The organism is Planococcus salinus, assembly GCF_003719725.1.
Lineage (GTDB): Bacteria > Bacillota > Bacilli > Bacillales_A > Planococcaceae > Planococcus > Planococcus salinus.
In genome coordinates this window covers 147072-161381 of sequence record NZ_RIAX01000005.1, presented here as the reverse complement: position 1 = coordinate 161381, position 14310 = coordinate 147072, and the positions used below count along the sequence as shown (strand labels likewise).

At 45.0% G+C, this 14310-nt stretch carries 14 protein-coding genes; 7 read left to right on the top strand and 7 right to left on the bottom strand.

The genetic code is table 11. The features are described from left to right. Positions 1-42: 42 nt before the first annotated feature. From EEX84_RS08990 to EEX84_RS08980, 3 genes are all read right to left on the bottom strand, one after another. Positions 43-2358, bottom strand: a complete 2316-nt coding sequence (locus tag EEX84_RS08990) for an MMPL family transporter (protein WP_123165298.1) — start codon at positions 2356-2358, stop codon at positions 43-45. A 35-nt stretch (positions 2359-2393) separates the two neighbouring features. After that, entirely contained in the window at positions 2394-3005 is a 612-nt protein-coding gene (locus EEX84_RS08985) for a TetR/AcrR family transcriptional regulator (protein WP_123165297.1), read from the bottom strand. A 252-nt stretch (positions 3006-3257) separates the two neighbouring features. Continuing rightward, positions 3258-3479 (bottom strand): hypothetical protein, encoded by a 222-nt coding sequence (locus tag EEX84_RS08980; RefSeq protein ID WP_123165296.1) that lies wholly within the window; start codon positions 3477-3479, stop codon positions 3258-3260. A gap of 563 nt (positions 3480-4042) precedes the next feature. On the opposite strand from EEX84_RS08980, the gene EEX84_RS08975 reads away from it, so the two are divergent. From EEX84_RS08975 to EEX84_RS08955, 5 genes are all read left to right on the top strand, one after another. Continuing rightward, positions 4043-4870, top strand: a complete 828-nt coding sequence (locus EEX84_RS08975; protein WP_420812567.1) for a PGN_0703 family putative restriction endonuclease — start codon at positions 4043-4045, stop codon at positions 4868-4870. Between the two features lie 204 nt (positions 4871-5074). Next, positions 5075-5485 carry a hypothetical protein gene (locus EEX84_RS08970; RefSeq protein ID WP_123165294.1) on the top strand — a complete coding sequence of 137 codons (411 nt, stop codon included), beginning with the start codon at positions 5075-5077 and terminating at the stop codon, positions 5483-5485. Between the two features lie 394 nt (positions 5486-5879). Next, entirely contained in the window at positions 5880-6878 is a 999-nt protein-coding gene (locus EEX84_RS08965; protein WP_123165293.1) for a PD-(D/E)XK nuclease family protein, read from the top strand. A gap of 232 nt (positions 6879-7110) precedes the next feature. Further along, positions 7111-8340 carry a hypothetical protein gene (locus EEX84_RS08960; RefSeq protein ID WP_123165292.1) on the top strand — a complete coding sequence of 410 codons (1230 nt, stop codon included), beginning with the start codon at positions 7111-7113 and terminating at the stop codon, positions 8338-8340. 347 nt (positions 8341-8687) lie between these two features. Beyond that, the gene (locus tag EEX84_RS08955) at positions 8688-9638 is read left to right on the top strand and encodes a ribose-phosphate diphosphokinase (protein WP_123165291.1); all 951 of its coding nucleotides are present in this window, start codon (positions 8688-8690) and stop codon (positions 9636-9638) included. A 196-nt stretch (positions 9639-9834) separates the two neighbouring features. Here EEX84_RS08955 and EEX84_RS08950 read toward each other — a convergent pair whose 3' ends face one another. Further along, positions 9835-10425 (bottom strand): LysM peptidoglycan-binding domain-containing protein, encoded by a 591-nt coding sequence (locus tag EEX84_RS08950; RefSeq protein WP_123165290.1) that lies wholly within the window; start codon positions 10423-10425, stop codon positions 9835-9837. Positions 10426-10720: 295 nt separating this feature from the next. On the opposite strand from EEX84_RS08950, the gene EEX84_RS08945 reads away from it, so the two are divergent. After that, complete coding sequence (locus EEX84_RS08945; protein ID WP_123165289.1) at positions 10721-11221, top strand: DUF6241 domain-containing protein; 501 nt, start codon at positions 10721-10723, stop codon at positions 11219-11221. A gap of 186 nt (positions 11222-11407) precedes the next feature. On the opposite strand, the gene EEX84_RS08940 is transcribed toward EEX84_RS08945, so the two are convergent. The 3 genes from EEX84_RS08940 to EEX84_RS08935 all read right to left on the bottom strand — a co-directional run bounded on the left by EEX84_RS08940 (position 11408) and on the right by EEX84_RS08935 (position 12859). Next, entirely contained in the window at positions 11408-11938 is a 531-nt protein-coding gene (locus EEX84_RS08940; protein WP_123165288.1) for a DUF421 domain-containing protein, read from the bottom strand. A 112-nt stretch (positions 11939-12050) separates the two neighbouring features. Beyond that, entirely contained in the window at positions 12051-12248 is a 198-nt protein-coding gene (locus EEX84_RS16450; RefSeq protein ID WP_148039017.1) for a hypothetical protein, read from the bottom strand. An 11-nt stretch (positions 12249-12259) separates the two neighbouring features. Then, on the bottom strand, positions 12260-12859 hold the full coding sequence (locus tag EEX84_RS08935; protein WP_123165287.1) for a peptidoglycan-binding domain-containing protein: 600 nt from the start codon (positions 12857-12859) through the stop codon (positions 12260-12262). Between the two features lie 233 nt (positions 12860-13092). Between EEX84_RS08935 and corA the strand changes: the two genes are divergently transcribed. After that, positions 13093-14049, top strand: coding sequence for a magnesium/cobalt transporter CorA (corA, locus tag EEX84_RS08930; RefSeq protein WP_123165356.1), 957 nt, complete (start codon positions 13093-13095; stop codon positions 14047-14049). Positions 14050-14310 lie beyond the last annotated feature (261 nt).

Genomic DNA, 14310 nt, shown 5'->3' with positions numbered 1-14310 from the left:
AGAAAAAAGCTGCCGGAAACATTCCCGGCAGCTTAATCAGAATCATACAGGATTCTCTTCTGTATTCTTCACTCTGATTTTTTCTTCTTTATCCAATTCCTGCAGCAGTTTTTCTCCTTCGATATCCAGGTCTGGCAGAAGCTTGTCGAGCCACTTCGGCAGCCACCAGATTTTGTCGCCGAACATTGACATGACGGCCGGAACGAAGATCATGCGGATCAGGAAGGCATCGACGAGAATACCGAATGCCAGGGCGAAACCGATTTGCTTGATCATGATGTCATCGGTGAAGATGAATCCGGAGAAGACGGAGACCATGATCAAGGCTGCGGCGACGACCACTTTGCTGGCGGTTTTATAGCCGCTGACGATAGCGTTATCACCTTTTTCACCGTGGATATAGGCTTCGCGCATGGACGACACAAGGAATACCTGATAATCCATGGCGAGGCCATACAGGATACCGGTCACCATAATCGGGATGAAGCTTAGTAATGGACCGCCTGTATCAATTCCGAATATGGAACCGAGCCAGCCCCATTGGAACACGGCAGTTGTTGCGCCGAATGTCGCCATGATGCTCAACAGGAAGCCGGCAGTTGCTTTGATCGGTATGAGAATCGAGCGGAACACGACAAGCAGGATCAACAGTGACAGCACGACGATGATCGCGATATAAATTGGGAACACTTCGGCCAATTTCTCCGAGATGTCGATATTGATCGCGGTCATTCCGGTCACGCCGATTTCAGCGTTGGTGTTTTCGGTAGTTGCCGCATCTGTGCGTAAGTTCTCCACCAATTCTTTCGTCGCTTCATCCGTCGGTCCGTTTTCCGGAATGATTGAGATGATGGCGATTGTGCCATCTTCGTTAAATCCACCTGGAGATACTTCAGCGATGCCGTCAAACTGTGAAATATTGGACAGCAGCTGGAAGTATTCCTGCGGATCGACAGCAGCCGCGTCTTGGTCTTTTGCGACGACCAGGAGCGGGCCGTTATAGCCTTCACCGAAACTGTCGGCGATGATGTCGTAACTTTGTCTCGTAGGTGTGTCTTCATTGGCGCTTTCACCGGATGGCATGCCGAGATTCATCTGGGCAACCGGAACAGCAAGTGTACCGAGAACCGCGATGACGAGCAGGACTGCTACCCATTTGGCTTTCAGAAGGCCAGTAATCCATCCTTGGGCAAAGCTTGGTTTGGAAGCTGTTGTTGCCTGTTGTTTATTTCTGGTTTTATTCGAAACGATTCGTTCACCGATCAAGCCCAGTAATGCAGGCAGGAGCGTTAACGCGACGAGTACGTCGATCAAAACGGTCAGCGCGGCGACGATCGCCATGCTGCTCAGGAATGAAATGCCGATGACCAGCAAACCACTCAACGCGATGATGACTGTCAGGCCGGCAAAGAAAACCGCGCTGCCTGCTGTGCCGGTTGCACGGGCTGCTGCTTCTTTAGAAGACAGCTTTTGTGAAATGATCAGATTGCGCTGGCGGTTGACGATGAACAGCGCATAGTCGATTCCGACTGCAAGGCCGATCATCAGTGCAAGCACCGGTGTCAGGCTGTTGATCTCGAATATATTCGACAAGGCAAATGTTCCGCCGACACCTACGCCGACGCCGATCAAGGCGACAACAAGTGGTAAGCCTGCAGCGATGAGCGAGCCGAGTGTGACAACCAGGATGATGCCGGCGATTGCCAGACCGATGATTTCATGCGTGCCGCCGATTGGAATATCGACGCCTTGCAGCGTGCCAGTCGGGATGACAGAGATGGAAGAGTTGTCTTCAGCGATCGCTGCTGCATCAGCGAGTTCTTCGCGTTCGCCTTCACTCAGATCTTCCGCTGTTTTGGTGAGCTGAAACTGGAATAACGCGACTCTGCCGTCTTCCGAAATCTGGACACCGGGAACCGGCATATCCTGGATAACTAACGGACGGTGAGCGATTTCAGTTGTCTGCAGCTGACTCAGCATGCCCTGCATTTCCTGCATCTGTGCCATCGCTTCTGCGTCCTGCAACATATCCATCGGATTCACGACGTGATTCAATTCATAAATCTCGTTTACGGCCATTGCAAGTGCTTGCGCGTTTGCAGGGTCGTCAACGGCTTCACCTTCAGATGCCTCAAAAAGATAACTTCCCTGGCCACCAGAGGCTGCGGGATATTCTTCCGCCAACTCGTCCAGCACGTCCTGTGCGGCGGTTCCGTCAATTCTGGTTTCACTGCTTGTGCTCACGCCATTCGTTACGATGGCGGTGATAATGACTCCTAAAATAAGCAGCCATCCGGCGATGAAAAGCCAGGGCTTGCTGTATGCTGTTTTTCCTATGCTGTAAAAAAATCTCGACACGTGTGCAACTCCGTTCTTTGGTTGTTTTAATTTGTTCAGTTGAACCCTTTTCGTAAATGAGCAAAAACGGTATCCATATACTGATTGAACTCATTGCTTTTTTCGATCTGTTCTTCATCTTCCGGCAAATTTACGTCGAAGCTTTCATCGAGAACCGGGAGAATCGCCCCGAACACAGCGCCAATCAGAATATGATAATATTCCGGCGGATAATCGCTGCCATATTCTTTACTGATGCCGCGTCCTGCAAAATCCTGCATTTCCTTCAACGCGCCGGTCACATACAGCCTGAGCGCCGGATGCTCCCTGGACAATGAAATAAGCTGATTCAACCGCTTCAGTTTATTGATCGTAAAACTGCGGCGGATAAAAATTTCAATGGTACTTAAAGGTGTATGATCTTGCGGAGAAAATTCAAATTGATCGCCCGGCTGCAGATATTCATCCAGACCCAGCGAATTCGCAATCGCCTCTTCCTTGCAGGAAAAATAATTGGCGAATGTCCGCCGTGAATAGCCCGCCTCCGTCACAATATCTTCCACCACAAAACCATCGACCCCGCGCTCGACAGCGAGTCCAAAGGCAGCTTCGGCTAATGCCTTGCGCGTCGCCTCTTTCTTCTTATCCCGCAAACTGCTTTCTGCCATTTCTTCACCTCATTTAAGATACGTTAAAGTTATATCACGAAATTGCACAAAGGGCAATATTTCTCATTGTGCAATTTCGTGACTTTGTGTGAACAGTCATGATTTAGTCAAAAGATATACAAAAGTAAGAACCAGATAATGTTAGTAAAGGGCTTTACATATTGTCGAAAGTTTATAGAAAAAGAGCAAGAACAGTAACATTACTGCTCTTGCTCTTTGATCGTTTTGAAGAATACCTCGGCTAATTTATCTTTATATTTTTCCGCTCTGTTTACCATAATCTTTTTCAAACATCAGAAGGATTTTTGCTTCGTCTTCAGAACGGGGACGCTGGCGACCCGGTTTTAAATCAGGAATAACCGCTTCTGTCCTCTCTTCCAAAGTTTTCAGGAAATCATCTGGCAGAGTCGACTTGGAATTCCGGCGTTCCTTCATGGCTATGCTTGCTATTTCCAGTTTCCGTTTTGAACCCATTGTCGCTCACCTCTTTCTTATATAGTAGCATATTTTTGTTGTAATCAATTAATACTCAAATCGGATTACAGAGAAAGAAACATTGCCCATCGATGTATCAAACAGATGCTATGACAAAAAATAGTTTCTTTTATTTCAGACTCTGCTATGATAATTTCAGAAGCTTATGCAGATACCAATGATTGCCTCTAACACTTATGCCTTATTTTCATTCCTTGAAAATGAATGAAGATGGCGTATTGGGTTAGGGGCAATCATTTTTTGTTAGTGTCCAATTGGATGGTTCGCTCAATTCTAGAGGTGAGATTTTTAAAAGATGAGAAAGAGGATGGCAGCGAAAGGGTATACGTTGAATTGATTAAATAGGTGAAACGAGAAGTGTCCATATGGGCATTTTTTTATGGAGTTGCTTAGGCTTGATTGATAACAAGAATAGAATTTAACTATTAATTATTCTGAATAATCTGTAAACTTATGATTTTTGATGTTAAAATCTAATTAGGCTACCGACACCTAAGACAGAAAGCGCTTCAGGCTTATGTAAATAATAGGGAGGCGATGTTTTGACGTATGACCAACTAATAAAGAATCACTTAGCGAATTACAAAAGGACAAAATTAGCCATAACCAAGCCTGAGAATTGGCGAGGAGGTGTGAAGGAATATCATTATATCCTTCCGAAGGACAAGCGGGAATTAAATTTTCTGAGTGCCTACAGGCATGAGACCGAAAATTATGTGAAGGCTGAAAAGATCAAGCTTCACCAATTTTTTCATCACCTGAATTCTTCTCAAGCCATGTGCCTTAACTTTTTTTATCCATTGATTGTAGAGCATCAATTGTCTTTAGTATTGAAGGTATTGAATCTGCCGGATGAGCAAATTGAAGAAGCGGCGTTCGAGCACATCCTGCCTGGAGGAGAAAAAACAAATTTCGACTTTTACATGAAATTGAAATCTGGTAAAGAAATATTGTTTGAAATTAAATATATGGAAAAGGGATTTGGCAAATCCACTTCCTGCGAAACGCTTGAAAGGCAATACCAGAACGTTTACCGGGAAATGCTCACGGGCAAGATCCGTTCGGGTGTGGATGAACTTGAAGCCTTGGGGAAGAATTATCAATTACTGCGGAACATCGCTCATCTGGAATGGGGAGATGAAAGGTTATTGGTGAATATCTGCCCTGGGCAAAACCTGAAGCTCCACAAGGAATATAAAAATGTGATGGACAAGATTGTAGTGCCTGAATTGCACAAGAATATTCGAATGGTCACTTGGGAATCGCTGCTGGAGAGGATGAACGACCAATTAGAAGAACATCCGAGTTTTTCAAACAAACTGGAAAAGCATTACAAAGAATTTGAAGAAAAATATTTGCAGGTCCAGTAAAAGTTTTTGTTGAAATAATTTCATGTGAAGCGGAAACATAGCCAAAAGAATAGCGGTCATGTATCACTTATGCGTTCGTATCGAGCTCCGCTAACCAACCGATTCAGCAATTGATGTGCAGGGTGCCGGAGATATTCCCGCACGTCCTCGGTCATGCAATAAAAATCCGCTTGTTGAATACACTGACAGAAAGGGGTAGACAGTATGGAACCTTGGGAAGACAACTGGTATACGGCAAAGTATGGAGTGGACGCCTTTAGAGAGATGTTGGAAGAGTTTGCCGAGAAGGAGATGTGGGACGTGGATGTGAAAGGGGAGAAGGCCAGGATCCGTGTCAGCCAGCAGGAAGGGTCCCTGCACATCGACCTTTATGACCGCGCTACGGGGGAAGGCACCAACCGCATCATCCCCGTCGGCGGATTCACCCTGAAACAGCGCGAAGAAATCGCCCGGCAAGCCCTCGCGGCGGCGGAGGAAGGGTTGCCGATCATGTTGAAGGTCATCATCTCGCCAATGATTGGCGGCTACTGGGAGGATGAGGAGTGGGATGTCATCACTGTCCACGACATCGACCGCAGAAAAATCGACCCGAATTACAGGAGGTTTCTAAGGTGAGCACTGACGGGGTATCCCGAGGGATAGTGCCTTTCTTCTCGTCCATATACTAAAGCAAAGGGAAAGAAGGACGACTTTGATGACTTTTGGAATCGAACAAGCCAGATAAAAGCGTCTTGGAAACAGAAGGAACAGAGCGAGCGGCAAACTAAGAATTATAGGGATATAGTTTGATAGTTATTCAACGAAATCCCACTGCTAAAATGAGACTTACACAATCAAAGGCGAGGAGCTTAACGAGCAACCGCTCGTCTTAATCAGTCTTTCAAAAATAAAATACTAATTGATTAGAAAACCATGATGTAACGAGTAGTTAGATAATCATTTACACAAATCTTCATGATCGACACTAATCGTCTAAGAAAGTAGTAAAAATAAGGAGTGTGAAAGAAATATGCAAAGTCTACGTTTAGGTACTGAAATGAATAGTGCTGAAAAAATTTTATCTTCGGTAGAAACACCAAATCTCTTCCAGTACGCAACAAGTGAACTGTCGCAAGATGCCTTCCTTTGTTGGCTAATGGCTTGGACGGCCCCCGAATACGAAGCAATTGATCCGCAGCTCCACAATGCAGCAAATAGTTTTATTTCAACTATTTTCAAACTCCATGATCTTCCTACCCCTATGATTCAATCCATTAAAATTGAACGCCAATTCAAATCTTTAGATGTGTTGGCCATCGTTAATAATGAATATGCCATTTTAATAGAAGATAAAACCCATACCAAAAATCATTCCGACCAACTGAACCGCTATAAGGATTCTGTAAAAGAAAACTTTCCCGATTTGGTTCAACTCGCGATTTACTATAAAATCGGCGATCAAAGCAATTACCGTTCTGTCTTGAAAGCTGGTTATCAACCATTCAATCGAAGTTTGATGCTGGCAATCCTTGATAATGGAATCGAAAACGGAGTGGCAAATCCGATTTTCATTGACTACCATCGTCATTTACAAAAGCTTGAGGCGAGTATTGCTGCTTATAAAACTACGCCGGTAGCAGAATGGAAGACTCATGCTTGGCAAGGATTTTATCAAGCGTTGCAAACAGAAATTCCAGGAGACTGGGGATACGTCGCAAATCCGCGAGGGGGATTTTGGGGGTTCTGGTGGACTTCACAAGCTGACGGGCACTTTTATATGCAACTTGAACGTGAACGGTTATGTGTAAAAATTACTGCTGGAGAAGAAGAAAACCGCTCAGCGCTTCGGAGAAAGGCGATAAAAGAAACGCTCGCGATTTCTGAAAAGAGAAATTTACACTTGAAAAAGCCAGCGAGAACCCAGAGCGGCAAAACGATGACAGTGGCAGAACGACAAGGTTATATTGTCACAGACGCGGAAGGGATTGTCGATCTTTCCAAAACGATAGAGGAACTGAAGAGATATTGAGTATGGTCCTATTATAAACTTTCATTGAGATCATAGGTGGCTCATAAACTGTCTTCAGCGCCCCAAAATGTGTAAACCGCTATGTTAATAAGCTTTGAGAAGTGAAAAAGGTTAGCTGCTACTCACAGTAGGTTATTTTCAATACCTTCAATCAAAACTAAAGCAATCAAAGCGCAGTCACTTCTAAAACTATGGATAAATTGAAGTAATCTTTTAAGGAGGAGACAGAAGATTGATTATTTCTGAATATGCAATTGAGCAGGAGTTGGTTAACAGGTTTATTAAGTACACATCTAAACATCCATTGACCATTGAAGGGAAAGAAAGAAGGTTATTTATTTGGGGATATGAAATATTGCTTGTAGATGGGAAAGGCGATTATAATGCAGGGATCCTTGATCTGTTAGGGACAGATGAGGATGGGGAAGTTTGGCTGATTGAAGCAAAACTTTGCAACAATACAGAGTGGAACTCAACTATCTGGACAAATCAAATCGGTTTATATGCAAAGTCATTGCAGAAAAGAACTGAACAGGAACTCGTGCTTGGAGCAAGAAGATATATTGTAAAAGAAAGTGCGGGAACCGTTTTTCCGGAATTTATTCCAGCGAACACAGAAAGTTTAGTAGAAGCATTCTGCCATTGGGCATTATTTCTAAACAAAGACTACAGTAAAGGGTTGGATTTGTATGAAAGCACTTTTAAAAAAATAAAAGCAGGCGAGCTGATCCAATGTGTTTTGTCAGATCAATTTAATGAAGAAATTTGGACCAACCGGCCGAAAGAGGATAATTTCTCAAGCGCTTATATTACTTTTCAAAACAACACTCCCCATGTTCTTTTTACAAAAAACGCATCAAGTGTTCAAAAAGAGGAAAGTGAATATTTAAGGTATGGCACATGGAAATCCTTTATGAAACAGAAACAAGAAATTGTACCTACTCCTGATAAAATCCCTCTTCTTCTTGCTGACAGTGTAATTCCGACCTATGAACAAATTTTATCCTTTATGAAAGAACTTAGTTGGAACGGGAATTGTACACCTAACAAAAAAGCATTTCGGTTTGATTTGCCAACTGTTCATGGTCCCGGATTGAGGATTCATATAGGTTGGATTGACGCTGATGGACAGCAGGATATCCGATACAGGACGGCTTATCAATACGGATTGAAATTCAATATCGATTTTAGACATTTCAAGCGAGAAACAGATGCCGCTCTTTGGGAAGTAGGATATGAACTGGCTAAAGAGTTGGCGAAAACAGCACGCTATAATATCAGGGGTGGAGAATTTAAAATTCTAAATCCCTATTGGACAGCAGAAAAGGTGAAGAATTTAAAGTGGGATGGAGAAATGTATCGTTTCATTTCACAAACCAATAGAGATTATATTGGTCTTGAAGAAGAACAAAGAGATTTGGAGAATGCTTTTCAATTTCTAAGAAAAGTGATTGTTCATTGATGAATTCCCGCTGTGTTGGTGAACGTCTTATTTAACATCATGTCACTGTGCCAGGATCAATTCACTTTACGTACAACAATTCCAGAAAAAACGCCGTGTCAAGGAACCACAAAGGTTTCTCGACACGGCATTCACATGTTCACCAAACCTCCTTCACCAGCAAAAATCCATAAGCCTTCCACCTCTTCACTCTTCCGAAAAGTGAAAATCACCTGTAACTATTGGCCAACACAGCCACAAAGCGTTATTATAAAATCAACCGATACAGCTCGTCTGGCAGGTGGTTGGCTTGCATAGAACCGGCCCTGTCAGGCGCTGCGGACTGAATTTACGAAGGAGGCGTCCATGTGCCTTATCAATTGGGAAAAAAGTTTAAGATCTTCACATTAAATTCGAATCCGGAACTGGCCAAGGAAATCGCAGACTTACTTGGCTGTGAGCTGGGCAAAAGTTCCATCACCCGTTTCAGCGATGGGGAAGTGCAGATTAATATAGAAGAAAGTGTCCGGGGGGCAGAAGTCTACCTGGTGCAATCGACTTCGCAGCCGGGCCATGAACATGTCATGGAACTGCTGATCATGATTGATGCGTTAAAGCGGGCATCTGCGGAAACCATAAACGTGGTCATTCCGTATTACGGCTATGCGCGGCAGGACCGGAAAGCGGCTTCGCGTGAACCGATCACGGCCAAACTGGTCGCCAACATGCTGGCAAAGGCAGGAGCGACCCACATCATTACAATGGATTTTCACGCTCCCCAAATCCAAGGGTTCTTCAACATGCCGGTAGACCAGTTGTTCGGCGGAAAAATCCTATCGGAGCATTTCCTCGATAAGAGCCTGGAAGACGCCATTGTGGTAGCTCCGGACAACGGCGGGCTGGGAAGAGCCCGGAAACTGGCAAACTATCTGGACGTGCCGATCGGCTTTATCGATAAACGCCGGCCGCATCCGGATGAGCCCGAAACGATCAATATTGTGGGAGACATAAAAGGCAAAAACGCCATCATTATTGTCGACATCATCGATACGGCAAACACCGTTTCGTCAGCTGCCAATGTGCTGGCTGAAAACGGTGCGAAAGCTGTATATGCCTGCTGCACCCATGCCGTCTTATCAGGCCAGTCGGTTCAAAAAATCGACGAGTCGGCCATTACGGAATTGGTGGTCACCAACACCATCCACGTGCCCCAGGAGAAACAAATTCCTAAAATGACCATTCTGTCCGTCGCTCCTCTGCTGGCCGAAGCGATCGAACATGTTCACAATGAAAAGCCGGTAACGCCTTTATTTGAATAAGTTCCGGTGTACAATCGGAGAGCCGGCGCTATGAGAAGTGAGTTACGACTTTTCGCTCCTACGTTACGACTTTTGCCAATTTTACATCATTCAATTTTGCTTTTACCGCGATTCGAGCGTGCGCAAAATTCCCATTTCTGAAAGAGTCCCAAAGCAAAGACCCTTTACTGTTTGAACAGTAAAGGGTCTTTCTTTCTTAACCGGATACACGAATGTCTGAACCGATCTCGAGGTTGTACGGATTGATGCCCGGATTCCATTCATACAGTTCAGCGAGCGTAACGCCTGTGTGTAGATTCGCTATGCTGTATAATGTTTCGCCCGGCTCGATGGTATGGAATTCTTCTCTGGAGTCAAAGTCCGGTGCTTGGATGCGGATGTCGGAACCGATCTGGAGATTGTTCGGATGAACATCCGGATTCCAGTCAAACAGTTCGACGAGTGTAACGCCTGGATACAGGTCCGCTATGCTGTTGAACGTGTCACCCCGTTTAATGGTATGAAACTGGTCGATGGAGCTGCCGTTTTCCATGCTGACGATAAGTTCAGCGCCTACGGGAATCGACGACGCGTCAATTCCGCTGTTCCATTCCATCAGATTCTGGACTGAAACATTGTGTTCCTGGGCCAGTCCCCAAAAAGTATCTCCTGCTTGCACCGTAGCAGTCTCAGCCTGAGCAGTCATTCCGCCGGCTCCCACAATCAGGCCTGCAGCCAAAAAGCCGGAAGAAAGTTTCATTTTCTTTTGGATAATGAATCCCTCCTGTAGAAAATTTTCCCATGGCATGTCTACTCTTTATTTTCCCGGTTTTCACTGAGCCAAACGACGTAATCTGAATTCCTGTTGGAAAAATAGAATTGTGTCAGAAACCATTCAGTTTACACGTTCCAAATGCCAGTTCATTCGTGAAAATTAAACCTCAATCTAATGGAAGCAAAGGGATTATAAAATGACAGGTACAAATTACTATAATCTGTTTGGCAAATACTGTATAATCATCCTTGTCTATAAAGAACTACTTCCACTGAACGGATAATTCCTTTCTGGCATTGTTCATCAGTCGAGGGAAGGATGTGAACGCATGAAAGCAATAATGCAGACAACGCTTGTTGTTCTGGCGGTTCTTGCAGCTATCGGTGCAGGGGGGTATTATTTCATCCAGAACCTGTCACCGGAAAAGGAAATCAGCGATGCGGCCAAAGAGGTGGAAAAGCAGCTGGAGAAAGATTCTGGAGCAGCGGAAGAGGCTGGTGAAGAAGTTGGCCTGGATGAAACGGAGTTCCAGATCAAGCTGCATCAAATGACCCATCAGAAAATCGTCGCTTCGGAAAAACGCGGCGCAATTGAGATGACGCCCGAGAACATCCGCGATATGCTGATGATTGCCAGAGCCAATGAAGTTTATTACAAGCACAGTGACTTTTACGAAGAGACACTTCTTACCTGGCAGAACGGGGACTTCTCCAACGCCGTCTATGTCCACAACACCATTTGGGACTGGCATAACGGAACGGTCGGAAGAGCGACGGGATTGATGACACCTGAGCAGGAAGAGCGTTATGTGAATATGTTTTTCCGGTGAAAACCGGCTTCTGCGTGAAATCTGATTTAGACTCGTTGCATGCCAAAAACGCCGCATCCACGGGTTTCCGGATGCGGCGTTCGCTTGTTTATGAGAGGAGAGAACGGATCATAAGGTTGCCTGGTACAAGAGAAGTGGGGAAACCAGGAGTTGTGTTGGTTCTTTGCCACAAAAGCTGCAGCAATTTCAATTCTTGTTAAAACCCTTTACGTCTATGAGCGTATCCATGGATCCCGTTTTGCTTTTAGGAATAATGGACATACTTCCGTTTCCTTCCAGTACGACTGCTTCCACGTCTTCCATCGATCCAATTCCCTGCTGACGCACGGCGTTTCTGATTTCGCTCTTCAGCACCCGCTCTTTCTTTAAAATCTCTTCGCAGTAATTATCCTTATAGTAAAGAAATGTCGGAGTCGGACTAACGAAGGCGCCGAATTTTTTCGATTTCATTTCCAGCACAGCAATTGTTAACTGCAGAAGCGTCAACATTCCAAGTACAATCGCTCCTTCAAGAAAAGTTACATCCTTGGTGACCAGAACTGTTGCGATGGTGGAGCCATAGGCGATGGAAATGATCATATCAAACATGTTGTACTGAAACAGCGTTCGTTTTCCGGAAAGCCTCATGATAAGAATGAGATAGGAATAAATAAGAACAGCCATGATCATGATTCTGATGGGGTTGCTCCATCCGTCGAACAATAAGGTATCCAGCAATATAATTCCTCCTTTGGGTTAGAACTTTTCAATCGACTTTAAATTTCCTGCAGCATATACACCTTATTTGCTTTCTGCAGTCATTCCGTACCATCCAGTTACCCCCGTGAATTTAAAGGCAAACGCTGTGTACCACTAAAATAGGCATCATACATTCACCACAAACCGCCTGCTGCAAAGCTGCAGTTTTGTGCTGAAGACAATTCGGTTTACCTCCACAAATGCATGCCAAAAAGCCACATCCAGAAATCCCAAGGGCTGCCGGATGCGGCGTTTCCTCGTTTATCGGCAAAAACAACGGTTTATCCATTTTAAGTTTCCTTATTTTGCCGCTGATTCCACAATATCGCCATTAAAGTAAACATCATAAAACCCGACAGTGCCGCTTCCTCCGTTTTCCATCAGCTTTTTGCTTTGTGCCTGTAACGTATAAAACGTATCTCCGTTTGCGTCTTCATAAAGTATGCCGTTGCTGCTGAACGTCAGGTCTTCATTGTCAAAATGTTGTTCTGCAATGATGATGGCGATGTCTGCTTGAAATCTTTTTGCCGCATATTCCTCCTGTAACAGCGTCCATGTGTTCACACCGACAATCCCGTCCGAAACCAATCCGTAGGCAGCCTGTAAGCTGCGCACCTGCTGATCGGTGTGCGGACCGAAAATCCCGTCCACTTCTGTCTCGAATCCGAAATGGCCCAACATCATTTGGATGAATTCCACTTCAAAACTGTGGCTGCCGCGCTTGACGATCGGCTGTTCTTCCGGCGGCCAGTTTAATATCGCTTCGTAGCCGGCTGCTGGTATTTCTGATTCTGCGACTGGTTCCGCTGCCATTTCGGAAGAGGCGTCTGCTGATTGAAAAGAAAGTAGCGCTGCGAAAAGTGCAAAAGCCGGCAGTACAGACAACCATTTCTTTTTCATAATGAATGTCTCCTTCTGGACTATGTCTTATTATATAGTTACCCCGTGGGTGTATGCCGAAACAGCTGGCTCTTCCATATACAAAAATTTTATTCCTGCATCAACGGGTTGTGGCCGATTGTGTTTCCAGGCATCTTGTTTTATTGTAAAGAGAAAGGCCAAACAAGAAAGTCAAAGAAAGTCCGGCGTTGCAGCCGGATAAAGCAAATGATGAGCGGGAAGGTGTCGAACAGATGATTAAGATTATTGGAATCACTCATGACAACAGGCTGGAGACGGATATTCCGCTGGACGAAGTGGATTTTTCCCGCTACCAATGGTTCTGGGCCGATTTCGATCAGCCGACAGACGGCGAACTCCAGCATCTGGCGTATACGTTCCGCTTTCATCCGCTCGCCATCGAAGACGCGATTCATCGCCTGCAGCGGCCGAAACTGGATTATTACGATACCTGCACCTTTTTTGTTACGCACAATGTGCGGGAAGAAGACAACGAACTGATCAAAGAGGAGCTGGATTTTTTCGTGGGAGATGATTTCATCGTTACGTTCCACTGGAATCCATCACCGGAAGTCACGCAAGTATGGGAGCGGCTATTGGCTCACCGGAACCTCGATAAATGGAACCCGTTTTATGTATTTTACGAAGTGCTGGATAAAACGGTCGACAACTACTTTCCATTGGTGTACGAGATCGAAGAAGGGCTGGCCAAAATCGAAGACAACACGCAAAACAAATCGATGGACCTTCTCATGACGGATCTGTTCGAGACCCGTTCGCTGCTGCTTGGTCTTCGACAGACCGTCAATCCGATGCGTGATCTGCTGTACCGGATGCTCAATTCGCATCATTTGAATGAAGTCCAGGACCGTCGTGAGTATTTCTCGGATATTTACGATCATTTGCTGAAGCTGTCGGAAATGGTCATGTCGAACCGCGAACTGACGGCTGATATCCGTGACAGCTACCTGTCATTGAATTCCCATCAGACGAACAACGTCATGAAAGTGCTGACCATCATCACGTCGATCTTTGCGCCGCTGACGTTCATTGCCGGAATCTACGGCATGAATTTCGACAACATGCCGGAACTCGGCTGGGAGAACGGCTATTTCCTGACGCTCGGACTCATGGCCGTTCTAGCAGTGGCCATGTTCGGCTGGTTCCGGTGGCTGGGGTGGTTCAAGTGAAGAAAACAACGTGGCTGCGATTCCGCAAGCCATAAGCTAACTTTGACAGGTACATAGAAACAGCCATCTTCAATGAAATCAGCTGATTTCGAAGATGGCTGTTTTTTCTATTGGACGTTACATGTGAAAGTGCCTGCTTTTATCTTAGTTCGGGGGTTGGAAGGCGTTGCTTGAATTAGAAAAAATTAATTTTAATAATATTTGAAATATTTAAATTTTGTCATATAATGAGGAGGATGCACCTAATAAGGTGTCAAATGT

Coding starts and splice junctions, on each gene's coding strand:
- EEX84_RS08985 (WP_123165297.1), bottom strand. CDS start 3,005: ATGGCAGAAAGCAGTTTGCGGGATAAGAAGAAAGAGGCGACGCGCAAG.
- EEX84_RS08980 (WP_123165296.1), bottom strand. CDS start 3,479: ATGGGTTCAAAACGGAAACTGGAAATAGCAAGCATAGCCATGAAGGAA.
- EEX84_RS08970 (WP_123165294.1), top strand. CDS start 5,075: ATGGAACCTTGGGAAGACAACTGGTATACGGCAAAGTATGGAGTGGAC.
- EEX84_RS08965 (WP_123165293.1), top strand. CDS start 5,880: ATGCAAAGTCTACGTTTAGGTACTGAAATGAATAGTGCTGAAAAAATT.
- EEX84_RS08950 (WP_123165290.1), bottom strand. CDS start 10,425: ATGCCATGGGAAAATTTTCTACAGGAGGGATTCATTATCCAAAAGAAA.
- EEX84_RS08945 (WP_123165289.1), top strand. CDS start 10,721: ATGAAAGCAATAATGCAGACAACGCTTGTTGTTCTGGCGGTTCTTGCA.
- EEX84_RS16450 (WP_148039017.1), bottom strand. CDS start 12,248: ATGGATAAACCGTTGTTTTTGCCGATAAACGAGGAAACGCCGCATCCG.
- EEX84_RS08935 (WP_123165287.1), bottom strand. CDS start 12,859: ATGAAAAAGAAATGGTTGTCTGTACTGCCGGCTTTTGCACTTTTCGCA.
- corA (WP_123165356.1), top strand. CDS start 13,093: ATGATTAAGATTATTGGAATCACTCATGACAACAGGCTGGAGACGGAT.